At 53.5% G+C, this 24,109-nt stretch carries 17 protein-coding genes, 1 tRNA gene, 1 other RNA gene and 1 pseudogene; 8 read left to right on the forward strand and 12 right to left on the reverse strand.

Annotated features, from left to right (window positions below):
- Window positions 1-63 precede the first annotated feature (63 nt).
- From CGL_RS11035 to CGL_RS11045, 3 genes are all read right to left on the reverse strand, one after another.
- Window positions 64-711: a heme oxygenase (biliverdin-producing) gene (locus tag CGL_RS11035; protein WP_011014970.1), complete on the reverse strand. Its 648-nt coding sequence runs from the start codon at window positions 709-711 to the stop codon at window positions 64-66.
- 194 nt (window positions 712-905) lie between these two features.
- Window positions 906-4,043, reverse strand: coding sequence for a bifunctional [glutamine synthetase] adenylyltransferase/[glutamine synthetase]-adenylyl-L-tyrosine phosphorylase (locus CGL_RS11040; protein ID WP_011014971.1), 3,138 nt, complete (start codon window positions 4,041-4,043; stop codon window positions 906-908).
- Between the two features lie 66 nt (window positions 4,044-4,109).
- The gene (locus CGL_RS11045; protein ID WP_003856962.1) at window positions 4,110-5,450 is read right to left on the reverse strand and encodes a glutamine synthetase family protein; all 1,341 of its coding nucleotides are present in this window, start codon (window positions 5,448-5,450) and stop codon (window positions 4,110-4,112) included.
- Window positions 5,451-5,646: 196 nt separating this feature from the next.
- On the opposite strand from CGL_RS11045, the gene CGL_RS11050 reads away from it, so the two are divergent.
- Window positions 5,647-6,753, forward strand: a complete 1,107-nt coding sequence (locus CGL_RS11050) for a DUF2786 domain-containing protein (protein ID WP_011014972.1) — start codon at window positions 5,647-5,649, stop codon at window positions 6,751-6,753.
- A 140-nt stretch (window positions 6,754-6,893) separates the two neighbouring features.
- Window positions 6,894-8,711: a CYTH and CHAD domain-containing protein gene (locus CGL_RS11055; protein ID WP_011265901.1), complete on the forward strand. Its 1,818-nt coding sequence runs from the start codon at window positions 6,894-6,896 to the stop codon at window positions 8,709-8,711.
- 53 nt (window positions 8,712-8,764) lie between these two features.
- Here the strand turns inward: CGL_RS11055 and CGL_RS11060 are convergent, their stop codons facing one another.
- Window positions 8,765-8,947 carry a hypothetical protein gene (locus tag CGL_RS11060; protein WP_003856969.1) on the reverse strand — a complete coding sequence of 61 codons (183 nt, stop codon included), beginning with the start codon at window positions 8,945-8,947 and terminating at the stop codon, window positions 8,765-8,767.
- A 138-nt stretch (window positions 8,948-9,085) separates the two neighbouring features.
- On the opposite strand from CGL_RS11060, the gene CGL_RS11065 reads away from it, so the two are divergent.
- Window positions 9,086-10,381, forward strand: a complete 1,296-nt coding sequence (locus CGL_RS11065; protein WP_003856970.1) for a galactokinase family protein — start codon at window positions 9,086-9,088, stop codon at window positions 10,379-10,381.
- 26 nt (window positions 10,382-10,407) lie between these two features.
- On the opposite strand, the gene CGL_RS11070 is transcribed toward CGL_RS11065, so the two are convergent.
- The 5 genes from CGL_RS11070 to CGL_RS11090 all read right to left on the reverse strand — a co-directional run bounded on the left by CGL_RS11070 (window position 10,408) and on the right by CGL_RS11090 (window position 15,757).
- A complete protein-coding gene (locus tag CGL_RS11070; RefSeq protein ID WP_020948617.1) occupies window positions 10,408-11,817 on the reverse strand; it encodes a ribonuclease R family protein in 1,410 nt (469 codons plus the stop codon).
- A gap of 395 nt (window positions 11,818-12,212) precedes the next feature.
- An RNA gene (gene rnpB, locus CGL_RS11075) (RNase P RNA component class A) lies at window positions 12,213-12,620 on the reverse strand.
- A gap of 83 nt (window positions 12,621-12,703) precedes the next feature.
- Window positions 12,704-13,852 carry a bifunctional RNase H/acid phosphatase gene (locus CGL_RS11080; protein ID WP_003859605.1) on the reverse strand — a complete coding sequence of 383 codons (1,149 nt, stop codon included), beginning with the start codon at window positions 13,850-13,852 and terminating at the stop codon, window positions 12,704-12,706.
- 12 nt (window positions 13,853-13,864) lie between these two features.
- The gene (locus tag CGL_RS11085; RefSeq protein ID WP_011014976.1) at window positions 13,865-14,584 is read right to left on the reverse strand and encodes a zinc ribbon domain-containing protein; all 720 of its coding nucleotides are present in this window, start codon (window positions 14,582-14,584) and stop codon (window positions 13,865-13,867) included.
- 30 nt (window positions 14,585-14,614) lie between these two features.
- Window positions 14,615-15,757: a Nif3-like dinuclear metal center hexameric protein gene (locus tag CGL_RS11090; protein WP_011014977.1), complete on the reverse strand. Its 1,143-nt coding sequence runs from the start codon at window positions 15,755-15,757 to the stop codon at window positions 14,615-14,617.
- An 81-nt stretch (window positions 15,758-15,838) separates the two neighbouring features.
- Here CGL_RS11090 and CGL_RS11095 point away from each other — a divergent pair, with 81 nt between their 5' ends.
- Genes CGL_RS11095 through CGL_RS11105 form a run of 3 tightly spaced genes read left to right on the forward strand, consistent with a single transcriptional unit; the run spans window position 15,839 to window position 18,018 of the window.
- Window positions 15,839-16,495 (forward strand): HAD family hydrolase, encoded by a 657-nt coding sequence (locus CGL_RS11095; protein ID WP_003856980.1) that lies wholly within the window; start codon window positions 15,839-15,841, stop codon window positions 16,493-16,495.
- Window positions 16,482-16,982 carry a low molecular weight protein-tyrosine-phosphatase gene (locus CGL_RS11100; RefSeq protein ID WP_011265906.1) on the forward strand — a complete coding sequence of 167 codons (501 nt, stop codon included), beginning with the start codon at window positions 16,482-16,484 and terminating at the stop codon, window positions 16,980-16,982. The genes CGL_RS11095 and CGL_RS11100 overlap by 14 nt, the downstream gene beginning before the upstream one ends.
- Before the next feature lie 34 nt (window positions 16,983-17,016).
- Complete coding sequence (locus CGL_RS11105; RefSeq protein WP_011265907.1) at window positions 17,017-18,018, forward strand: SURF1 family cytochrome oxidase biogenesis protein; 1,002 nt, start codon at window positions 17,017-17,019, stop codon at window positions 18,016-18,018.
- Between the two features lie 271 nt (window positions 18,019-18,289).
- On the opposite strand, the pseudogene CGL_RS11110 reads toward CGL_RS11105, so the two are convergent.
- Window positions 18,290-19,021: pseudogene (locus CGL_RS11110) on the reverse strand (transposase).
- Between the two features lie 172 nt (window positions 19,022-19,193).
- Here CGL_RS11110 and CGL_RS11115 point away from each other — a divergent pair.
- A complete protein-coding gene (locus CGL_RS11115) occupies window positions 19,194-19,574 on the forward strand; it encodes a helix-turn-helix domain-containing protein (protein ID WP_231838275.1) in 381 nt (126 codons plus the stop codon).
- A 416-nt stretch (window positions 19,575-19,990) separates the two neighbouring features.
- Here the strand turns inward: CGL_RS11115 and CGL_RS11120 are convergent.
- Together CGL_RS11120 and CGL_RS11125 are read right to left on the reverse strand one after the other, a co-directional pair.
- Window positions 19,991-20,063: transfer RNA gene (locus tag CGL_RS11120), tRNA-Val, on the reverse strand.
- Between the two features lie 112 nt (window positions 20,064-20,175).
- Complete coding sequence (locus tag CGL_RS11125) at window positions 20,176-20,607, reverse strand: DUF3052 domain-containing protein (protein WP_003859595.1); 432 nt, start codon at window positions 20,605-20,607, stop codon at window positions 20,176-20,178.
- Window positions 20,608-21,273: 666 nt separating this feature from the next.
- On the opposite strand from CGL_RS11125, the gene aceE reads away from it, so the two are divergent.
- Window positions 21,274-24,042: a pyruvate dehydrogenase (acetyl-transferring), homodimeric type gene (gene aceE / locus CGL_RS11130; protein ID WP_011014985.1), complete on the forward strand. Its 2,769-nt coding sequence runs from the start codon at window positions 21,274-21,276 to the stop codon at window positions 24,040-24,042.
- Window positions 24,043-24,109 lie beyond the last annotated feature (67 nt).

The following is a 24,109-nucleotide window of genomic DNA, read 5'->3' on the forward strand; positions in this document are numbered from 1 at the left end:
GTAAACCACTTAGGGGCAAAGATCAGGGAACTCCCCGACTCTTCGCCAAGACTTCACCTTCGGTTAAGCAAGAGCCTGAAAAACTTGCTGATTAAACCTGAACGCATCAGATGCTTCATCCAGCAACGCAGCACGCTCCTCTGCTGTTAATTCCAAAGCATCAAGCTCTGCACGGTAATTATCCTTGTACGGTTTGAGCTTGCCAAGATCTTCAAAGCAGTAGAAGCTCAACGCCTCTTCCGAAACTCCATATTCCCTGTTCACCAGACGTGCAATAACCTGCCCACCGGACAAATCACCCAGGTAGCGGACATAGTGATGAGCAACCAAACGAGGGAAATCCTTGGCCGCTTCGATGCTTTCAAGACGTTCCACATAAGACGCTGTCGCTGCAGTGGCCGTGACGTTGTCACGCCAGGTGGTGTTTTCGTGCAGCTTATCCAGATCAGCTTCCAACGTTTCCTTGCGCTCGAGGCGTGGGTCCAGCAGACCAGCCGCACGGGAATCCTCTGCACATGCACGAGCTGCAGCTTCCAAAGCGGTGTAGAACAACCATGATTGCTCCTGCAACTTGATAAATGCCTGCGCATCGAGCTTCCCGGTGAGCAGATCATTCATAAACGTTGAGTGCTCGGCCTCTTCATGGGCCTGCGCAGTGTGGGTGCGCAGCGCCTCCGATAGGTCGCTGTTGCTTGCAATAATGCTTGTCATAGTGGTGTCCTTTGTGAGCCTGCGTGGCCGCAACCGCGGTGTTATCCCGGTCGCTGCCAAGCGGAAGTTAATCTGCGTCTAGATTCCTCAGAGAAATCCTCACGCTCACAAAAGATTAACTTAGGTTACCCACACCTACATATAGTCCCTTAGTTGGAACAATTTTCCGCAACTTTGGGGCTCCCACCACCTACCTAAAACTCACGTTGCTCCATAGAGTCCACACCCCAGAAGACTTCATCAACAACCTGACGACTCTTCCTGGTCACTTTCAGATAGTTTTCCAAATACTCCTGGTACTCATTTGGATCCCAACCAGACGCACCAGCCACCTGCGCAAGGTGCGGACCAGGAGTAGGTAACTGATCTAATCTCTTACCCCTGACCAGCACAAGCGCATTCCTAGCAGCCGTTGCCGTCAGCCACGCTTCCCGAAGCGTCTGCACCTGCACAGGGTTAATAATCTGATGCTTTTCCAGCACTTCAAGAACTTCCAACGTCGACGTATTGTGCAGCTCCGGAATCTCATGAGCATGCATCATGGTCAACAACTGCACAGTCCACTCGATGTCAGTTAACGCTCCCCGACCCAGCTTGGTATGGGTATTTCGATCAGCCCCGCGCGGAAGCCTCTCATTATCCACCCTCGCCTTAATTCGACGAACTTCACGAAGCTGCGCCTGCGTTGCCCCGTCAACTGGGTAGCGGAAACGATCAATCGACTCCAAGAACTTAATACCCAGCTCACGATCACCAGCAACCCACGCAGCCCTCAGCAGCGCCTGAATCTCCCAAGTTTCACCCCACTTTTCGTAGTACTTCACATAGGAATCAACGGTGCGCACAATCGCACCAGATCTCCCTTCAGGACGCAGCCCCAGATCCACCTCCAAAGGTGGATCACCGGAAGGCTGCGCAAGCCTCGACCGCATGGAATCACAGATAGCAATAGACCATGTGACGGCCTCATGCTCTTCCACACCGGCTACCGGCTCGCATACAAACATCACATCGGCATCAGAACCGTATCCAAGTTCTGCTCCACCCAAACGGCCCATGCCGATCACAGAAATATTGGCCAGAGGCTGATCTGGTTTCTGTGGATCGTTAAGTGCAGCACGGATTTCCGCATCCAAGGCAGCATCCAACACCGCATCCCAGACTAGTGACAAGCTTTGGCATACTTCCTGAACAGTGAGCATGTTGAGCAAATCAGCAGAGGCAATGCGTGCCAGCTCCTGCCTCCTCAGCGATCGTGCAGCCTGGATCGCCCGATCAGGTGACTCATGACGCGACACCGTTGCCTTGATTGCTTTCACAACCTGAGTCGGTGCAGTAGCAAGCAATTTAGGACCAGACGCCGCATCACCCAGCTGTTTCATAAAGTCCGGAGTGGAGATAATCAGTTCAGAAATATAGGGAGAATTTCCCAAAATACGCATCAACCGCTGCCCCACTACGCCCTCATCACGCAGCATGCGCAAAAACCAGCTGCGATCATAGGAAGCATCAGAAAGCTTGCGGTAATTCAGCAATCCCGCATCTGGTTCAGCTGTTTGAGACAGCCACTCCATCAACGTGGGCAGCAACATCGCCTGAATCTTGGCTTTACGGCTAGCTCCTGATGCAAGAGCAGTCAGGTGTTCATAAGCACGTGATGGATGCAGGTATCCCAATGCCGCCAATTGTAGCTTTGCAGCATCCGGAGACAACCTGATGGCATCCGCGCTCAAGTTGACCACAGAGTTCAGCAGTGGCCGATAAAACAGCTGACTATGCAACGACTGAATCTGCAAACGAACCTTACGCAAATGCCGTTCCATAGCTTTGGCCGAACTTTGCTCCATCGAACCAGTAAACCCAGAAGCGCGCGCCAACCAGCGCATATTCATTCGGTCATCAGGTTTCGGTAACAAGTGAGTGCGCTTGATCCGCTCCAATTGAAGGCGATGCTCCAACAGACGCAAAAACTCATACGACTCAATGAGATTATGCCCGTCTTCACGACCCACATATCCCTGATCAACCAACACATGCAAAGCATTTACCGTTGACCGAACCCGCAACGTCTCATCAATGCGACCATGCACCATCTGAAGGAGCTGGACAGCAAACTCCACATCCCTCAAACCACCGCGACCAAGCTTCAGCTCACGATCACGCAAGTCTTCCGGAACATTGTCCAACACTCGACGGCGCATAGCTTGGACATCTGTGACAAATGATTCCCGCTGGCTAGCCGTCCAAATCAACGGTGAAAGAGCATCCACATAGGACTGCCCAAGGTTAATATCACCCGTCATGGGACGAGCTTTCAGCAGTGCCTGAAACTCCCAGGTTTCCGCCCAGCGCTTGTAATACGCCATATGGGAATCCAAAGAGCGCACAAGAGCGCCACTTTTACCTTCTGGGCGAAGTGCTGCATCCACCTCAAAGAACGAGTTGCTACCGATGCGAATGAGCTCTGCTGCGGTGCGTGTTGATTTAGAGTTTGCCGGCTCTGCAACAAACACCACGTCCACATCTGAAATGTAGTTCAATTCCTGCGCGCCACATTTGCCCATCGCGATGACAGATAAAGCTGAATCAACCGGCTTTTCACCATAAACATTGGCAATTGCCACAGCTAAAGCAGCAGTCAAAGCAGCATCAGCTAGGTCGCTGAGCTGCATGGTCACTGTGCTAAACGGAACAGGATCGCCACCTTTTCTCCGCATGTCGGTGGGATAGGTACCCGCTAAATCATGCGCAGCAATCCGGGTCAGCAACGTGCGATAAGTCCATTTCAAGACTCGCTCTGCTTCAGGCCCGGTAACACTAGCCGTGTAAAAACCAGGCGTGCTCAAATCGTCTCGGGCAATGTTGTGTGCATCGCTGAAATCCTCAACCTCAAGCACAGCAGGCTGAGCTTTCACAGATTCCAGCAGCGCCTGAAACATCTCTTCCCTCGATGGCGCATCAAGTTTTAAGAGTTTCCACTGCAAAGGATTGGCGACCAAGTGATCACCGACAGCCGAGGAACCACCCAACAATGCAAAAAGGCGGACTCGTAGTTTTTCATCCTGGCGAATCTCTTGATCAAGCTCGTTTCGAGCATCCTCGCCGATTGCTTCAAGTGCCTGATACAGCCGAATAAGAAGGTTCAGCGCGACATCGGGATCGCCTGCACCTGACAAGCCCCACAACAAATCCAAAGACTCAACATTGCGCCAACCCAAATGCTCTAGATCTGCTTGGGCATGCTCAGATTTCAGCGATAAAGAACCAACTTTTGGCAGTGGGTCTCTGACAAAGCCAACGACTTTACGTTCACTTCTTAACGGTCCTGACATAGCTTCTCCCCTCCTTCATCGGGTCGCAATTGGGTCGCCGTAGGGTTTCCATTGGAGTGCAAAAGTCTAGTAATCAAGATTGTTTCGGAGCTCCCACGGAGTGATCTGCTCTTGGTAGTCACGCCATTCACGCCACTTATTGCGCAAGAAAAACTCAAAAACGTGCTCACCGAGGATGTCAGCAACAAGCTCTGACTTTTCCATTTGGCGCAGTGCCTGATCAAGGCTGCTTGGCAGATCGTTGTAGCCCATGGCGCGACGTTCCCGGAAGCTCAAGTTGGAGATATCGTCCTCAGCTGGCTCGTCGAGCTCATAACCTTCTTTAATGCCTTTCAAACCAGCGCCGAGCATCACTGAAAACGCCAAATATGGGTTACAAGCGGTATCAGGAAGACGCACCTCCACCCGGCGCGACTCCTCCTTATTCAAACGGTAGGTAGGAACACGAACCAGCGCAGAACGATTAGATACACCCCAGGTTGCCGCAGTTGGAGCTTCGTTTCCGTACACGATGCGTTTGTAGGAATTGACCCACTGGTTGGTCACAGCGGTGAATTCTGGAGCGTGATGCAAGATTCCAGCGATGAACTGTTTTGCGGTTTTGGACAGCATGTAAGAATCGTCTGGATCGTGGAACGCGTTGGTATCGCCCTCAAATAAGGACATGTGCGTGTGCATGGCGGAGCCTGCATGTTCTTGGAATGGCTTGGGCATAAATGATGCCCCGACGCCTTGGTCCCTTGCCACCTGTTTCATGATGTAGCGGAAGGTCATGATGTTGTCGGCCATGGTGAGCGCATCCGCATGGCGTAAATCGATTTCTTGCTGGCCAGGTGCAGTTTCATGGTGGGAGAACTCGACAGGGATGCCGAGTTCCTCCAGCGCTACCATCGCGTTTCGACGGAAATTCGGCGCCTCATTGAATGTGGCTTGGTCGAAATATCCGCCGTTGTCAGTGGGCACAGGTGGCAGTCCGTTGGTGCGAAGGCTTTGCACCAAATAGAACTCAATCTCTGGTGAGATCATGCAGGTCAAGCCTTCATCTGCAGCTAGTTGGACCTGCCTGCGCAGCACTTGGCGCGGGTCAGAAAAAGATGGCTGTCCGTCTGGCATCGTGACATCGCAAAACAGGCGTGCTGCCTGCAGTTTTGAGATGCCCGCTTCTAGTGGGAGGACCTGGAATGTCGATGGATCTGGGCGGGCAATGGTGTCCGCTTCCGAGATACGCGCGTAGCCCTCAATGGCTGAGCCATCGAATCCGATGCCTTCTTCCAACGCAGACTCTAGTTCTGCAGGAGCCACAACCACTGACTTCAAGTGGCCAAGAATGTCAGTGAACCATAGACGCACAAACTTAATGTCGCGTTCTTCAATGGCGCTGAGTACAAATTCCTGTTCGCTGTTCATGAAAACTAATCTACGCAGCGATGGGACATCGACTGCGCATTTGCCACTTTTATACTCCCATCGGGGGTAGTTTTTCTCAGAGTTACTCAAGGATGTCGCGGTTTTTTGATGACACGGGGGTGGGAGGTGTCCAGCTTGGGTGGTTCACTGAGAACCGCACCGAAATTAGAACACTCCTACGAATAAGGAAACCGCAATGACTCTCTCCCACTTCTCCGACAACGTCACCGACGCACAAGACTCTTACCGTCAGATTTTAGAAGAAAGCATCATCAGCCACCTAGGTTTCTGTGCGCTTCGTGGGTGGACTCCCGCCGATCTCCGCCATGAGTTTTCCGCCGATATTGATCCACTCCTGTTTCACGCGCTACCTGAGATTGCTTACTCCTGCTCCGATGAGATGTACACACTGTGGGTGAACGGAACGCGTGCCGCCGAAACTAGCCACTTGCCGGTGATGACCCTGGAGAAGATTCTCACCGAGCTACCGAAGCTAAGTACCTTGCCTGACTGGGCAATGCTCGCAGAGCTCCACGCCTTAGACAATCAAGACACCAGCCCAATGACCCCGGCACAGGCCAAAGCGCATCATCGTATCACCGCACTTTTGAAAAAGGCAGAGTCCACCAACTTCGAAGAAGAAGCCGAAGCATTGATCCTTAAAGCAGAGACACTTCGACAGCAGTACCGGATTGAATCACTGCTGATTAATTCCTATGACCAAGATGTCCAAGCTCGATCTTCTACGATTCGTGCATCTCGGGTGTATCTGGAAGCTCCATGGATCCGACACCAATACAAACTGCTCAATGCCATTGCTCGGGTGCATTCCAGCGAAGCGCTGCTGATCACCAAATCTGGCATCTGCACCCTCTTCGGCGAGCAAGATGACGTAGCCCACATTATTGATCTGTTCAACAGTCTTAATCGACAACGTGCCCACTTCATGAAAACGTCAGCAGGTGCCCGAATTGCCCAATTAAATGGCGAAACAAGCTCATATCGCCGTAGTTTTATGATCTCCTACGCCAGCCAAATCTCTAGACTTCTCATCTCAGCAAAAGAGGATGCATTCAACGAACTAGCTGGTCAGGCACCACTAGCTCACAGCGCCATCGTTCCTGTCCTAGAGAACAGAAGTGTGAGGTCAAAGGAAGCACTGAAGGAAACCTTCCCGAATATGCGGACAATGACCTTCAAATCGACCAACCGACGAGGCATTATTGACGGATTTAATGCTGCCAATGAATCCCACCTTGGCGGGGAATCTGCCAGCTTGGAAGACTCAACATTCATGTTCTAGAGCGGGTGAAAGCCCCATTTCCCGCGTAACATGAGGTGGGCAAAGACAACACAGGTTCCCTATGAAAACGGGGAACCTGTTTCACCTACTTTTTAATCACGCTTCACAATCACATAAGTCTTTAAAGGATGGATACAACAATGGGCCAGCATCTAGAAGTGGAAACTAAGTTTTCCGTCAGTGAATCAACTCAGATTCCACAACTTGAGGCTATCGCAGAAGTCGACCACATTGATCGCACCGAAATCCACCAACTAAGCGCTGTTTACTTTGACACCGTAGATTTGCGCCTCACCCGCGCAAAAATTACCCTCCGTCGCCGCACCGGTGGAAACGATGCCGGCTGGCACATTAAGTTCCCCGGAACCATCGGTCGCCGTGAAGTCCAAGCCCCACTTGATGGCGAAGGCGCAACAGAAACCCTCCCTCCACGTGAGCTCTTGGGACACATCCGAGCGCTGATCCAAGGCCGTGAGCTGACCCCTATCGCCCAGGTGGATAATGAACGCCACATGTCTTACCTCGCGGATGAGGACGGCGCAGTCATCGCAGAATTCTGCGACGATCATGTATCCACCGTGTCCCACCTTCCAGGTGGCGTGCGCAAGCAGTGGCGTGAGTGGGAATTCGAACTCGCTGATGGCACCCTCGCCGAAGAAGCCATCTCAGTACTGCTGCAATCTGCACAGTCAGTCCTGACCGCAGCTGGAGCTTTTGTCTCCAACAGCCCATCCAAACTTGTTTCGGCGCTGGACGAATCAGTCAACCACGCGCCAAAGCCTCCACAGATGGCGCAGCTGGACAAGAATGACCCAGCACGTGGTGTTCTTGCAGCAATCGCAGCCAACGCCTCAAAGATCGCCGAATACGATCCTCGAGTACGCGCCGATGAATATGATTCAGTCCACCAGATGCGCGTAGCTACCCGAGAACTACGCAGCCACCTCCAAACCTTTGAGGGCATCCTCGGCGGCGAAGACTACCTCAACCTGGAAAAGGAACTGAAGGTTCTCGCCAACATCTTGGGTCGCGCACGCGATGCTGAAGTTGTGGAAGAGCGCCTCAGCAACCTGATTAACACTGAGGTTGGCGACTCCATCGAGGAGGAGACTAAGAAGGAACTGCTTGAAGATCTTGGTGCAGAATACCGTCGTGAGCATGAGCGAGTAGTTCGTGCGCTGGATAATGATCGCTACACTGATCTTCTTCAGGCACTGGAAAACCTCCTTGTTGATCCACCGCTGATCACAGAAGTCGAAGAACCCGAAGCTACCGAAGCCCCTGAGTCCGCTGAGACTACCGAGTCCACTGACGTCTCTGAAGCAACCGAAGAAGCAGACGCAGAAGCTGAGTCTGTCGAAGAAGCTACTGAGCAGGAAGAATCAGCAGACGCGCCTGAATCTGCAGATCTGGACGCTCTCGATGAGGAGTACTCCCCTGGTTCCCAAGCGCCGGTGGAGGAGCCGAAGGAACCGAAGAAGGTTGATGCTGCTCTCGTACTTCTAGAGCACCTTGATAAGGCGCACGTGAAGCTCGTCAAGCTGGAAAAGAAGGCTCGCTCACAGTGGGATGATCTCAGCATTCCGATGCTGGAGCGGGAAGAAAACTTCCACAACCTGCGCAAGGCTGCCAAGAAGCTTCGCTACAGTGCAGAGGCAGTGGGCAAAGCAACCACCGTTGAGACGAAGAAACTGTACAAGGCGTGCAGTGGTTTGCAGTCAGTTCTTGGCGATTACCAAGATGCCATTACTTCCCGTAATGAGCTGTTGCGCCGAGCTCAGGTTGCCCGCCGCCAAGGCCGGGATACCTTCGCATACGGAATCCTCTACCAGCACGAACAAACCCTGTCGAGGGAATACCTGACTGGTTATTCCGATGCGTTCAAGAGCGTAGAAAAAGCCTATGCAAAGCTGGCTGAAGATACCGCCAAGCGTTCAAAGAAGAACAAGCGTAAGTAAACGCAGGCAATAAAAAACTGGGGTCGCATCTGAAAGTGTGACCCCAGTTTTTTTTAGTCTTCCTTGTCGTCCCAAATTTCGGCTGCCTTGGTTCGGGCTGCCGCAATGGAGATGGCGTGATGGGCTTCCTCTTCAGTGTCATATGGGCCCATGCGGGTTTCAAAGCCGGAAACCTTGCCTTGAAAAACCTTGCCGGTTGCCAGATCGTAGAACCACTTCAAATCTTCTTTAGCCATGTGGGCTCAGCTCCAATCACGAAACAAATCACGGTTTGTAGTGTGTAGCACCCCACTATAGACCTCAATAAGAACCCGCAACGGCTAGAGTGGGTCTGTTATTTATTTGTGATTTCTATCTGTGGAGGCTTCTCTCACATGGCCATTTGGCAGCCAACTCTCACCGGCCCGCACGGCGCACAAGTTGGATCGTCTCCCACTGAACTTCTTGAAGCCTGCGTGGCTTTCCACCGCACTTTCTTTGACGTCAATCCCAAAGGCGCTGCTACCGCACCGGCAACATGGACGCTTATTGGTGAGCATTCGGATTACGCCGGTGGTGTGGTGCTGGCGGCTAATGCGAATTGGCGGACTGCGGTTGCCGTCAATAAGAACCGCGACGATGTTGTTAACGTATGCGTTGTGGATGTGGAGGGAGGCGTCGAAAAGCATTCTTTAAGCACTGCGGACATTGCAGCTCGCGCACACGCCCATATGAAATCCCATGATGTTTTGGGGCGGCAGACTACGCCGCCTCAGCCGGAGGGCGGCGTTGCTGCCCGGTTGGGCGGGATTGCGTGGACAATGATCCATAAGCAAATGCTTTCGCGTGACACAAAAGGCCTGGATATCACCGTGTTGAGCACCATTCCTGAGGGGGTGGGGCTGGGTGAAAATTCCGCCATGGATGTGGCGCTCGCATTGGCGCTGTATCGGGAAAATATTGAGGAAGCCCCCACGAAGGCGCGCATTGCGGAGATTTGTTCGCAGTCCGCATTCATGTTCAGTGAGACTTCAGTGTTGCGTGCGCGGCACACCGTGGCGTTGCGGGGTGAAACTGGACAGATTTCGGTGGTTGATTACGCCGATGGTTCGGTCACTCAGGCGCCACATCCGGTGAGTCGTTCCGCTGGTTTGTCGGCATTTGTTGTTGCTGCGCAAACTGAAACTGATCCGAGCATTTACCGCGAGATCTATGCTCGACATGCGTTTATCGATGAAGCTGCGCGCGCTTTCAGTGTGGAATCTTTGCGGTTGCTTCCCGACGCTTCCACTCGTGTTGTGGATTGGTTGCAGGCCGTGATTGAGGTGACTGGTCGAGAGGATCTGCCCTCGATTGAACAAGCCCAGCGCTGGTTGAATCTGTGGGAAAACGAAACCCGGCGCGCTCAGAGGACAGCCAATGCCCTGCGTTCGAGAAGGCTGAGTGAGTTTTCTGAGCTGCTGATGGAATCCCAAGATGATTTGAGCGACACCTTCGATTTCCCCCCTGCTGATTTGGCGCTTGCTCGTTTGTGCGTCGAGCGGGGTGCCACAGCTGCTCGGTCCACGTCAGCGCGCGGTGTGATTGCGTTGGTTGATGCCCATCATGCGCACAATTTTGCTGCGGATCTCAGCGAGGATGGCTTGTTGGTGGTTCCTCTCGGGCACGGGGACGTCGCGGAACAGGGCTAGCACGCCTACTTAACCAGCCTGCATGCTTAGTCAGCCGGCCACGCAAACAAAACTTCACGCTTCTTCAAGTTCGCAGTCACCAGTGTGACATCTTGGTTTGTTCCCTGTTCTGGGGCGCCAATACACTTTGCCAACACTGGCGGTTTGTACACAAAAAGTCGAGCAGAGTTCTTTTCAGGTTCGCTCGCTACAACCACCGCGTTGAAGTTTTGGCCCTCCCAGTATTTCAACACGGTGGCTTCTGTGAGGTCGAGGCAGGCATTATCCACTTGGCTGGCCAAAATGGAGGAGTATTTCATGGTGTCGAGAACTTGCTCTTCCACCCTGGTCACCCATTCAGGAACGTCCGTTCCGGAGGCAATCGCAAGGCAATGTTCGGTGGCGAAACGGTCGATAAGTCGGCGCAGCGGTGCGGTGACGTGAGCATAGTAACCACCAACACCGGAATGCACTTCCGAGTCCCCATTTTTCACGCTGGCGTAGCCGGAGCCCCGCAAGAGTTTCTGTGCTTCCCTCTGAATGGCCATCCCTTTGGGCGTATTGGGATCCACACTTTGAAGAAACTCACCGATGGGTTGTTCGGGCGCGATCTCAAAACCAAGGGCTTGCGCCTCTGATCTGAAAGTAGCTTCGGATTCTTTGGTCGCCGGGGCGAGTGTACGCAGCAAACCGTGCCCCGCTTTCACCATCATCTCCCCCGCTACCATGCCTGTGAGCAGGGAAATCTCGGAATTGTAATCCATGATGTGCGGGCGTGGCTCGATGACAATTTCATAGTGTTCACCGGCGTCATCATTGGGCACTTTCACCACTCGCTGGCTGGGAATAGAAAGATTCACGGCTTCGCGCCGTAGCGCGCTTTCCTGCCTCAGCTGCCCGACCTTGGGCAATAAGCTTATCGACGGATGCAACCGACCATTCTCGGCATCTATTTGAGCCTGATCATAATCCAAACGCGCCCGGGATTTCACCAACCCGCGACGCACCTTGGTGGCTGTGACTTCGCCACGTTCATCTAGATCAATCGACCACACAACCGCTGGTCTCGTTTGTCCCTCCAGCAGGCTTGCCGCATCTTCGGATAATTCCTCAGGGTGCAGTCGCGCTGGGGAATCCGGCAGATAAATAGTCTGCCCGCGGTGAAGGGAAATCTTTTCCAATTCACTGCCCGGCTCCACGAAGGCTGCGACATCTGCAATCGCGTAATGCACCCGAAATCCGCTGTCGATCTCCTCAATCAGCACAGCTTGATCGAGGTCTCTGGAACCTACGGGATCGATGGTGACAAAGGGCATGTGCAGGAGATCTTCCCGCTCTTGCGCATACCTATCGACACTTGACGCGGCTTCGTCGTGGATATGAGGGTCAAAACCTCGCTCCACACCGAACTCTTGTGCCACTGGTTCAAAGTCGAGGACTGCTGCATAGAGCTTCATGCGCTCCCATTGTTCCACAGCGGAAAAGTATATGCAGGGGTGTTGAGTTTCCTTGGGCACAGAAGGGTCGAGGTTCCCCAGATAGGTCTTGGTATGGGTCGAGCTCATTTAGCCCGTTAAAAGCGATTCTGAGAGGGTTCCATTTTGGGACTGGTGGGGCAAATGTGATTTCTGCAGGTTTACTGATCAAGGACTCACCACATTCCCGTGGTCAGACCTTCAAATCGAACATATTTTTGCAGTCAAATGACCCAAACTTGCAAAAATCCACGACAATCGGCCAAGTCAAGGCGATTTGTGGTGTATATTCGCACATTCATTCCACTCCCGGCAAGCCCAAGGATGAGCATTCCATCCCCCAGCAACCAGAGCGCCAAAAACACAAATAAAAAGGGCGAATGAGCCAACCTATAAGCCGGATTCTGTACCAGTTGCAAAAACAACCGGCGGCGATCATCCATCTCGTCGCAGCCATTGCTGACTGCCTCTAGCAGCTACCTGCAGGCTTGGCGAGCAGCCTTCAACACCTGCACAGACATACCATTGGATACGTCCTCATGCCTTGCTCCCGGTGGGGTTTACCTGGCCAAATCAGTCACCTGACCTGCCGGTGCGCTCTTACCGCACCCTTTCACCCTTACCACCAAACTAAGTTGATGGCGGTTTACTCTCTGTTGCACTTTCCCGCGGATCGCTCCGGGTTGTTGTTAACAACCACCGTGCTCTGTGGAGTCCGGACTTTCCTCGGCCGACGCTTGGGAGCAATCCCCCAGTTCGTCGAACGCAATCACCCGGTTGCCTCATTCGCAACGTTTTACTTTACACCTCGAGGGTGGAAAAACTTAAAAACTCCGGCGAGCTTCGCCGAGCTTCCGTCAGACTGTCGTCACGCTTCCAGGTGTGAGGTGTCGTTGAACAGTCTTACGCAGGTTGGGCCGTCTTCGTAAAACTCTGCGATCGACAGCGACGCCAAGTCAAGGTGTGCCTTCTGAAAGAAGGATGGGCCTGCGTCCAATGCTTGCCTCATGATGGCTTTGATTGGGGTGACGTGGCTGACCACCAAAACATTCGCTGCACCGTATTCGCGTTGGAGGCTTTCACGAGCCTTTTTCACACGTCGATTAACCGTCTGCAGGGACTCACCACCGGGTGGGGCTACAGATGAGTCAGTGAGCCACTTGGTGTGCAGTTCTGGATCTTGTTCGTGGGCTTCTGAAAATGATTTTCCATCCCACAGTCCAAAGTCAGTTTCGATGAGATCATCGATAACACGTACTTTCATTCCCAGTGCGGCCGCTGCTGCTTCTGCGGTTTGCATCGTGCGGGTGAGCGGAGAACTCACAATAGCGTCGATGCCACCGGTTTGAGCGAGTCGTCGTGCTGCCGCTGCTGCTTGTTTTTCACCAAGTTCAGACAGCTCTGGGTTGGACCTACCGGAGTAAAGGCGTGCCACTGACATAGCAGTTTGGCCGTGGCGAAGCAACAAGAAACGAGTGGGATCTGTGGTTGCGCCGTTCCAGTTGGTGGGTTTGGTTTCGGTGCAGTTGAGGTCTTCTTTCTCTGAGCCCGCAACCGAAGAAGCAGAAGATACAGAAGCAGAATCCCCTACAACACCTACCGGCTTACCTGCCGCTGCAGCATCCATCGCCACGTTGGACAATGCGTCAGCTCGTTTGTTTTTCTCACGCGGAATCCACGTATAAGAAACGGACCCGATTTCGGAAGCAATCTCCTTGGCTTCGATCGCTAGAACTTTCATGTCGGGGTGTTTGATTTTCCACCGGCCGGACATTTGTTCAACGACAAGTTTGGAGTCCATGTAGACATCCACGGAGGTAGCGCCGAGCTCGCGGGCTGCTTTGAGGCCTTCGAGTAGTCCGCGGTATTCGGCGACGTTGTTGGTGGCTTTTGTTCCGACAACATAGGCGATTTCTTTGAGAACTTCTGCTTTGTTGTCGGAGTACACCACGGTGCCGGAGCCGGCGACGCCGGGGTTTCCGCGGGAGCCGCCGTCGGCCTCGATGACTAATTTCACTGGGTGGTCTTTCTAAGAGATGTCAGTGATGAGGTAAGAGCCACATTCTGGGCACTGTGGAACCTCATCTTTGGGGGTGTTGCGGATGTCGGAGATACCGGTTGCAGGGAGAACCATGGCGCATCCGCTGCAGGAGCGGCCGTTGAAGAGTGCTGCGCCTACGCCGTTTTCGAGGCGTTGTGCATGGAATTCTGCCAGTGCTTCGGAGGGAAGTTTCTCTTCCAGGTGTGCGATGACTACTGCTGGGTCTTCACCTTCTGGGGTTGCTGCTGCGGCGGCTTCTGCGGCTGCGCGGGCGTCGGCAACTTTGCGTTCGGTGTCTTTGACGCGAGACTGTGCGAGGTCGCGGTTGTTGCGCAGCGCATGGATTTCATTGTGAGCTTCTTGCAGTTCGCTCATGAGGTCAGCGATGCGGGACTTCGCAGTGTAGACGTCGTGGTTGAGGTCGCGGCGACGCTCTTCGTCAGTTTCTGCACCGAGTGCGTCCTGGCCGTCTTTCTTGCGGCGGCGCAGTTTGCGTTCGTCGGACTGAATGCGCAGGATTTCGTTTTCCATGTCATCGACAGCCATTTGTGCAGCGGATGCAGCGTCGCGGTTGCGGGAAAGTTCAGCGACAGCCTTGTCTACAGCTTCCTGCTCCGGGGTGGTCTTCGGTGCGGAGTTGGCGTTTTGGGTGCGCAGGGTGGTGGCGAGCTGCAGCAGGGTTTTGTGCAGAGATGGGTCCAGCTTCATTGAAGTTCTCCTTTTTTAGTTCTCAAGAATTTAGTTCACTGCTCGCGCAGACATGGTCCAGGGGTCTGTGCGGATCGAAATCACATCAACTTCAACCTGTGGGGCTTTGTCCTGCAAAATTTCTTGGGCTTGGGAAGTCCATGGAAATTCGCTGGCCCAGTGTGCAGTATCGATTACTGCAGGGCCACCTTCTCGGAGATATTCATCAACTGGATGGTGGCGCAGATCAGAAGTGACATAAACGTCCACTCCGAGCTTAATCACATCGTTTAAGAAACTGTCACCCGACCCTGATGAAACCGCCACACGGGACACCATTTGTTCAGGATCGCCGGTAGCGCGCACGCCCCATTCGGTGACAGGCAGGTTGTTGGCCACTTGTTGCACGAAATCCGCGAGGCGCATCGGCTCCGGCAATTCACCCACACGACCCAATCCGGTCGCATTTTCTAAACTCTCAGCGCTGTGCATTTCAACAATATCGAAGGCAGGCTCCTCATACGGATGAGCCTCCCGCAGCACCGACGTGAGCCGGGCGCGCAGGTTGCGCGGTGCAACAAACTCGATGCGCAGCTCAAGGGATTTAAAAAGCTTATCGACGTCCCCCTCTGCCGGATTCGCCCCCTCCACGGGCCTAAACTGCCCGGTTCCTTCGATCTCAAAGGCACACTCTCGGTAGTCGCCGATCGCACCGGCACCTGCGTCGAAAAGCATCTTCTTTAGGTACGCTGCATCCTTGGGCAGAACGTGCACGCCCCATTTGTCCATGCCGCCTAAAAGCCGTGTCGCGATGGGTCGCCCGGCCGTGATGCCGACGAGCTCGGCGAGTTTATCGTTGACACCTGGGCGCGCGGAATCCGCATTAGTGTGCGCGGAAAACAGTGCCACCCCGCCGCGAATTAGGGTGTGAATGACCTTGCCTTTTGGCTCATCCGCAGCAACAGACGTCACCCCACGCAGCAGCAATGGGTGGTGAATGATCAGCATGTCCAAACCCATGTCCACAGCCTTGTCGGCCACTGCCTGGGTGCAATCGAGTGCTAAACCGACACGCTTCACCGACTCTGTTGGATCACCGCAGATCAGCCCCACTTTGTCCCAGCTTTCCGCCAACGCCGGCGGATAAGCCTCATCCAAAATGCGGCGAATATCGCCAACGGTTACATCACTCACGCATTAACTCCCCTGGTTGGTACCGCATGTTCGTTTCCCAAGTCTAGCCAAGCCTTGAAAAATTCTGGCAAGGTTAATGGTGTGACTACGCCTTCTAAGAAAACTCTGCTCTTTGATCTCGACGGAACCCTCGTCGATTCTTTCCCCGGTATCCGCACTTCATTCCTTCACACCCTGCACGAAAAGAACTGGGAAATCCCCTCTGAGGAACGCATCTCGCAAGTTCCAGGACCTCCCATGGAATGGACGTTCCAGGATTTGGGCATGACTCCAGAGCAGGCACAAGACGCTCTGCAGACCTACCTTGAGCATTACGGCCAGGTGGGTTGGGATCTTTCCGAAGCATTCCCCGGCATGCGAGATTTGCTGATCCGCTTGAAATACGAAGGTTTCCGTCTGTGCACCGCCACCTCCAAGGGCGAGTTCTTTGCGGAGAAGGTACTTCGCAAATTCGAGATGTTCGATCTCTTCGAATTCATGGGTGCCGCCACCGACAACGGCAACCGACGCAGCAAATCTGCCGTGATCAAACATGTCCTCGACAGCGTTGGGTTGGACGAACCAAATGATATTTTGATGATTGGTGATCGATCACACGATATTGAAGGTTCGAGTGAATTCGGCATCGATTGTGTTGCCGTAACCTGGGGCTACGGCAGCAAAACTGAATGGGACGCTGCCCGCTACACCGTGAGCACCGCAGAAGAATTAGAAAGGATCATCCATGACTGGGCCTAAAACTTCGCTACCTGTGGAAATTGTTTTCGTATGCACCGGAAACATTTGCCGATCCCCCATGTCGGAAGTCATCGCGAAGGCAAAAGCGGAAGAAGCTGGCTTGGAAGACAACGTCATTTTCTCCTCCTGTGGCATGGGCAATTGGCACGTTGGCCAACCTGCTGACAAGCGAGCTCTCGCGGAACTGAAATCAGCCGGTTACAACGGCGACACCCACCGCGCAGCACAACTTGGTCCCGAGCACATGCGCGCAGATCTCTTCGTCGCGCTAGATTCCGGCCACGCCGGTGAGCTCGCCGCAACGGGTGTTCCCAACGACAAAATCCGCCTCATGCGTTCCTTCGACCCAGAGTCCAACCCCACCGACGATGTCGCAGACCCTTACTACGGCACATCCCAGGATTTCGTGCTCACCCGTGAAAACATCGAAGATGCTATGCCGGGCCTTTTGGAGTGGGTCAGAGATCACATCCGCACTGATTCTTAGGTCTTTGAGCTAAAAAGTCCTAAGGTAGACAAGTGTGGACAGCAAGGTAAATAGCCCTTCCGGGCACGATAAGCATGACGTGAGCTCCCGCTATTCCGGAAATTCACGGTCAAGAACCAAACCAAAGGGTTGGAGAGCATTCCTCTCCCCCGGTTGGATTATCTCTGCCTTGCTCATCGTCTCCTTCTCCTACGCGGCAATTTCCATGCTGGCGCCATGGCAGCTCCACAAAGACGACGACATCGTCGCCCGCAACGAGCAGATCACCGAAGCCTTCGAGCGCGACGTCGTCCCATACGCGGAGCTTTTCGACGCCTCCGGCCAGATTCCTTCATCGCAGGAGTTCTTCCGCGTGTCACTCACCGGACAGTATCTTCCAGACAGTGAGGTTTTGCTGCGCCTTCGCCCCGTCGACTCCGGCCCAGCATTCCAATCGTTAACCCCCTTCGAACTTGAAAACGGACAGATTGTCCTCGTCAACCGTGGTTACGAATCATCAGAGGGCACAATCGTCCCAGAGATCGAGCCTGCTCCTTCCACACCAGTAACCATCACCGGATTCGCCCGCAAGAACGAGGGCCTCCCAGGTTCTGCACCTATGGAAGACAGCGGCTACACCCAGGTCTACGGAATTAACACCGAACAGATCAGTGACGTCACCGGCCTTGATCTTGGCACCGACTACGTCCAGGTCGCAGAAGGCGAACCTGGTGTTTTGAACCCAATGCCACTGCCTCAAATGGACCGCGGTAACCACCTCTCATACGGCTTCCAGTGGATCGCCTTCGGCATCATGGCACCTTTAGGGCTTGGATACTTCATCTGGGCTGAAATGCGCGAACGACGCCGCGACAAAGCAGAACGCGAACAGATGGCCGAGCTAAACACTCTTGAACCAGTGGTGGAAACCCCTGAAGTTGTTGAAACTGCAGAACCAACCATCACCCCGGCTGCATCCAAACGACGTTCACGCTACGGCGATCAACACCGCAATCACTACGAGAAGATCTCCAAACGAGACCAAGAGCGCTTCTAAGCCCGTCTCATTTTTGCACCTGCCATTCCGTGAGGATATGGCAGGTGCTTTTTCATGCCACTATCTGGGGTTCTCGGTGTTAGATCTTCTGATAAAAACCCGATAGTTTTCTTGCGCTAGACACTAATTACGGCACCGCTTAAGCATGGTCGTGACACGTAAAACCTGACTTAGGCCATTTTGGTGTGGTGTAGATCATATTGACGTCCAGGCCTGTGAAAACAGGTCCTCCCAGGGCTGAAATGTCAGACTAAGAGATTGTGCGGATAGGTTAAGGTCTGTGGCCCGGTCGGGTGTCCCAGCGGTAACTAGTCCAGGCCTGTTTGATAAGCCGACGCAGAATGATCACCGCGTTGGCTAAAGCGATAAACGCTTCCACGACCCGGGTACATCGTTCGGTGCAGATACTAAGTTTCTTAAAACCCCGGTTATGCCAAGAGTTAGTACGCTCCACCACCCACCGAGCCCCAGCCTGCAGCGGCTTACCTTTAGTGCTGATCACCCAGCTATAACCACGTTCGCTGAGTAGCCTGCGGGTTTTCTTCGAGTCATACCCAGCATCGAGATGCACCGTGATCTGATCGGGAAGACAACCTCCAAACCGGCCGAGCGTGTCCAAGGTTGCAGCTAACAACGGTGAATCATGCCGATTGGCTCCGGCGACCACGCACCCGATCGGGATTTTATGTCCATTAAGTTTTCTAGGTCTAACCCGATGAAACGGTCGTAGGACTCCAGACAGATCTGTTCTAAATTCTTAAATATCCCGGCAGTGATCCACTCGTCTCGGCGGGTGCGTAGCGTGGTGGCTGAGCATGTGGAATCGAAAAATCTTGATATAGGAGGCACCGAGGACAAGCACTGCGATGAGTTTGTCGAAGATGATCCGGTCAGCAATGCGTGGACGGTGGCACCCTAGTGGGTGGGTGTTGATAACCGGTGGGATTAAGGCGGAGAACTGGCGCCAGAGGGGGTCGATGATAGATGATGAAAGGGCAGGCACGAGCGTTCCTGGATGATGATGAATTCTTGGTCGAATTCTTATGTACCAGGCCTCGTGCTTGTTCTATTTCATGACCCCTGTGTTTTTCCTTTTATCCACCTATCCGCGCAATCTCTTAATCGGGGACTCGTCGACCGCCTTCACGAAAGAGCTCATAGCTAAAATGAATGAAGTGACTAACTCCGCCGAATCCACATCGTCTAAAAGGCCTGGGCGACCACGTAAAGACGGGCACGACGAGAAGATCATCGACGCAACTTTACGGCTCATCGACAGCAATCGTCCCGTCACGGTCAATGCAGTTGTCAAAGAAAGCGGAGTGTCACGTGCAGCGGTTTATCGACGCTGGCCCGGGCTAGTGGATCTAGTAGCGGAAGCTTTAGATGCCGGGCGAGCTCCAGTTGAAATAGATACCTCAGGGGACATCAAAGAGACCTTGATTGATGGGCTGTTTACAAATCAGGCGAAAACCACTGGAGTCTCCTATCCTCGTCAGCGATTTCGCAAACGGCTCGAGTTGGTGATGTCAGATCAAGAATTACAGCTCGCCTAATGGAATTCACATGTGAGGAGACGTCGAGAAGCAAATATTCGCGCGCTGCAAGTCGTGCAAGAAAAAGGCCAAATCCGGGCGGATCTAGACATCGAGGCGTGCCTCGATGCAATCCTTGGGGTGTTTTATTACCAATCGGTCGCGCGTGGAGTAAATTTCACCGACCAAGGCACAATGCAACGATGCAACGATGCAGAGAAGCTTTCGAGGTGATCTGGCATGGAATGGAACCTTAAATTCAGGTTCTGACGAGGTGCGAAGCAAGTTGTCGCGCGCCGCACCTCAGTATCCGGATCAACTTAATTTCGAAGTGCTGGGTTTTCTCATGCATACCCAATGCGTACCGATGTGCCCATGAGCGAAAAACAGGCCACGATAAGTTTCTTAAAACCTATCGTGGCCTGCTTCTATATTTGTGCGCCCTGACGGGCTCGAACCGCCGACCTGCTGGGTGTAAACCAGCTGCTCTTCCAGCTGAGCTAAAGGCGCGCACGTGCTTTTCTAGAACCACCTTGGTGGCCTCGAAAGCAACGAGTGAAATACTAACACACAATCTCCACAGACCTAAAATCGCTGCTCAGGCCGTGGAAATTAGCGATTGTTAAGGCTTCTTGTTTCCACGCTGGACGAGGCAAGAACCTTGCCAATTACCGAGACGTTCTGCCTTGGTCTGCACGAGACCTGCCAGTTGAGCTGATTCAGAGATAACTCCAGGAGCCAGGGCTCCTTCTTTACCAATGCCAGGAGTCAACACCCAGATACGACCATTCTCAGCGAGGGAGCGGATGGAATCCACAAGTCCGTCGACGAGATCGCCGTCATCCTCGCGCCACCAGAGCAGCACGACATCGCACAGCTCGTCGGTTTCTTCATCGAGTAGTTCCTCACCGATTGCATCTTCGATGGACTCGCTGATCAGCGTGTCGGAATCTTCATCCCATCCAATTTCTTGAACGATATGACCCGATTGAATGCCGAGTAGTTGAGCATAATCCTGGGCACCTTGCTTGACTGCGCCCGGAGCGTCGGCCACTTTAATAATCCTCCTCGTGTGGGCCCCGATGTGTTTTTCGATTACATGGATTCAACATGAAACCGCGGGGCTATTGATATATCCGAATTGCACATTACCGTCCAACCGGTACTTTGAACCACCTTTCCCTGGAATTTTTTCCTTTTCCTCCCCCTTTACGCTCAAGAATCAATGAATTCAATCACTGGCCAGCGATTAACTTTTCGAGTTTTCAGTCTTGGATTTCCACAATTCTCTTCAAAATAATGGTGGCTAGATTTTTCATCAAACCCTCACCAAAAGGACATCAGACCTGTAGTTTTATGCGATTCGCGTCAAACGTGAGAGAAACATCACATCTCGCGGGAAACTACCCGATAATTCTTTGCAAAACTTTGCAAAGCGGAATGAACATGCAGCTAGTTTCCGTAGAAATGTTCTTTAAAAAATCCACAACAATTGCCAGGAAGCACACCGATTGATGGATACCTGAAATCCCAGTGAGCGCACCGCTCCCCTTACGTCACAGTCTGTAAAACAAATCTTCGGTGTTGCGTATCCTTGTTAATAACTTATGCGTTGACTCATTCGTGCACTTCGGCGTGTCACAATTAGGTACGACCAAGAATGGGACCGGGAAACCGGGACGTATAAACGAAATAAAACATTCCAACAGGAGGTGTGGAAATGGCCGATCAAGCAAAACTTGGTGGCAAGCCCTCGGATGACTCTAACTTCGCGATGATCCGCGATGGCGTGGCATCTTATTTGAACGACTCAGATCCGGAGGAGACCAACGAGTGGATGGATTCACTCGACGGATTACTCCAGGAGTCTTCTCCAGAACGTGCTCGTTACCTCATGCTTCGTTTGCTTGAGCGTGCATCTGCAAAGCGCGTATCTCTTCCCCCAATGACGTCAACCGACTACGTCAACACCATTCCAACCTCTATGGAACCTGAATTCCCAGGCGATGAGGAAATGGAGAAGCGTTACCGTCGTTGGATTCGCTGGAACGCAGCCATCATGGTTCACCGCGCTCAGCGACCAGGCATCGGCGTCGGCGGACACATTTCCACTTACGCAGGCGCAGCCCCTCTGTACGAAGTTGGCTTCAACCACTTCTTCCGCGGCAAGGATCACCCAGGCGGCGGCGACCAGATCTTCTTCCAGGGCCACGCATCACCAGGTATGTACGCACGTGCATTCATGGAGGGTCGCCTTTCTGAAGACGATCTCGATGGCTTCCGTCAGGAAGTTTCCCGTGAGCAGGGTGGCATTCCGTCCTACCCTCACCCACACGGTATGAAGGACTTCTGGGAGTTCCCAACTGTGTCCATGGGTCTTGGCCCAATGGATGCCATTTACCAGGCACGTTTCAACCGCTACCTCGAAAACCGTGGCATCAAGGACACCTCTGACCAGCACGTCTGGGCCTTCCTTGGCGACGGCGAAATGGACGAGCCAGAATCACGTGGTCTCATCCAGCAGGCTGCACTGAACAACCTGGACAACCTGACCTTCGTGGTTAACTGCAACCTGCAGCGTCTCGACGGACCTGTCCGCGGTAACACCAAGATCATCCAGGAACTCGAGTCCTTCTTCCGTGGCGCAGGCTGGTCTGTGATCAAGGTTGTTTGGGGTCGCGAGTGGGATGAACTTCTGGAGAAGGACCAGGATGGTGCACTTGTTGAGATCATGAACAACACCTCCGATGGTGACTACCAGACCTTCAAGGCTAACGACGGCGCATATGTTCGTGAGCACTTCTTCGGACGTGACCCACGCACCGCAAAGCTCGTTGAGAACATGACCGACGAAGAAATCTGGAAGCTTCCACGTGGCGGCCACGATTACCGCAAGGTTTACGCAGCCTACAAGCGAGCTCTTGAGACCAAGGATCGCCCAACCGTCATCCTTGCTCACACCATTAAGGGCTACGGACTCGGCCACAACTTCGAAGGCCGTAACGCAACCCACCAGATGAAGAAGCTGACGCTTGATGATCTGAAGTTGTTCCGCGACAAGCAGGGCATCCCAATCACCGATGAGCAGCTGGAGAAGGATCCTTACCTTCCTCCTTACTACCACCCAGGTGAAGACGCTCCTGAAATCAAGTACATGAAGGAACGTCGCGCAGCGCTCGGTGGCTACCTGCCAGAGCGTCGTGAGAACTACGATCCAATTCAGGTTCCACCACTGGATAAGCTTCGCTCTGTCCGTAAGGGCTCCGGCAAGCAGCAGATCGCTACCACCATGGCGACTGTTCGTACCTTCAAGGAACTGATGCGCGATAAGGGCTTGGCTGATCGCCTTGTCCCAATCATTCCTGATGAGGCACGTACCTTCGGTCTTGACTCTTGGTTCCCAACCTTGAAGATCTACAACCCGCACGGTCAGAACTACGTGCCTGTTGACCACGACCTGATGCTCTCCTACCGTGAGGCACCTGAAGGACAGATCCTGCACGAAGGCATCAACGAGGCTGGTTCCGTGGCATCGTTCATCGCTGCGGGTACCTCCTACGCCACCCACGGCAAGGCCATGATTCCGCTGTACATCTTCTACTCGATGTTCGGATTCCAGCGCACCGGTGACTCCATCTGGGCAGCAGCCGATCAGATGGCACGTGGCTTCCTCTTGGGCGCTACCGCAGGTCGCACCACCCTGACCGGTGAAGGCCTCCAGCACATGGATGGACACTCCCCTGTCTTGGCTTCCACCAACGAGGGTGTCGAGACCTACGACCCATCCTTTGCGTACGAGATCGCACACCTGGTTCACCGTGGCATCGACCGCATGTACGGCCCAGGCAAGGGTGAAGATGTTATCTACTACATCACCATCTACAACGAGCCAACCCCACAGCCAGCTGAGCCAGAAGGACTGGACGTAGAAGGCCTGCACAAGGGCATCTACCTCTACTCCCGCGGTGAAGGCACCGGCCATGAGGCAAACATCTTGGCTTCCGGTGTTGGTATGCAGTGGGCTCTCAAGGCTGCATCCATCCTTGAGGCTGACTACGGAGTTCGTGCCAACATTTACTCCGCTACTTCTTGGGTTAACTTGGCTCGCGATGGCGCTGCTCGTAACAAGGCACAGCTGCGCAACCCAGGTGCAGATGCTGGCGAGGCATTCGTAACCACCCAGCTGAAGCAGACCTCCGGCCCATACGTTGCAGTGTCTGACTTCTCCACTGATCTGCCAAACCAGATCCGTGAATGGGTCCCAGGCGACTACACCGTTCTCGGTGCAGATGGCTTCGGTTTCTCTGATACCCGCCCAGCTGCTCGTCGCTTCTTCAACATCGACGCTGAGTCCATTGTTGTTGCAGTGCTGAACTCCCTGGCACGCGAAGGCAAGATCGACGTCTCCGTTGCTGCTCAGGCTGCTGAGAAGTTCAAGTTGGATGATCCTACGAGTGTTTCCGTAGATCCAAACGCTCCTGAGGAATAAATCACCTCAAGGGACAGATAAATCCCGCCGCCAGACGTTAGTCTGGCGGCGGGATTCGTCGTAAAGC

It is taken from the genome of Corynebacterium glutamicum ATCC 13032 (assembly GCF_000011325.1).
GTDB classification, from domain to species: Bacteria; Actinomycetota; Actinomycetes; order Mycobacteriales; family Mycobacteriaceae; genus Corynebacterium; species Corynebacterium glutamicum.

What these genes read in the sequence shown, in the direction of transcription:
- CGL_RS11035 (WP_011014970.1), bottom strand. Translation starts at nt 711, where the DNA reads ATGACAAGCATTATTGCAAGCAACAGCGACCTATCGGAGGCGCTGCGC.
- CGL_RS11040 (WP_011014971.1), bottom strand. Translation starts at nt 4,043, where the DNA reads ATGTCAGGACCGTTAAGAAGTGAACGTAAAGTCGTTGGCTTTGTCAGA.
- CGL_RS11045 (WP_003856962.1), bottom strand. Translation starts at nt 5,450, where the DNA reads ATGAACAGCGAACAGGAATTTGTACTCAGCGCCATTGAAGAACGCGAC.
- CGL_RS11050 (WP_011014972.1), top strand. Translation starts at nt 5,647, where the DNA reads ATGACTCTCTCCCACTTCTCCGACAACGTCACCGACGCACAAGACTCT.
- CGL_RS11055 (WP_011265901.1), top strand. Translation starts at nt 6,894, where the DNA reads ATGGGCCAGCATCTAGAAGTGGAAACTAAGTTTTCCGTCAGTGAATCA.
- CGL_RS11060 (WP_003856969.1), bottom strand. Translation starts at nt 8,947, where the DNA reads ATGGCTAAAGAAGATTTGAAGTGGTTCTACGATCTGGCAACCGGCAAG.
- CGL_RS11065 (WP_003856970.1), top strand. Translation starts at nt 9,086, where the DNA reads ATGGCCATTTGGCAGCCAACTCTCACCGGCCCGCACGGCGCACAAGTT.
- CGL_RS11070 (WP_020948617.1), bottom strand. Translation starts at nt 11,817, where the DNA reads ATGAAGCTCTATGCAGCAGTCCTCGACTTTGAACCAGTGGCACAAGAG.
- CGL_RS11085 (WP_011014976.1), bottom strand. Translation starts at nt 14,584, where the DNA reads ATGAAGCTGGACCCATCTCTGCACAAAACCCTGCTGCAGCTCGCCACC.
- CGL_RS11100 (WP_011265906.1), top strand. Translation starts at nt 16,482, where the DNA reads ATGACTGGGCCTAAAACTTCGCTACCTGTGGAAATTGTTTTCGTATGC.
- aceE (WP_011014985.1), top strand. Translation starts at nt 21,274, where the DNA reads ATGGCCGATCAAGCAAAACTTGGTGGCAAGCCCTCGGATGACTCTAAC.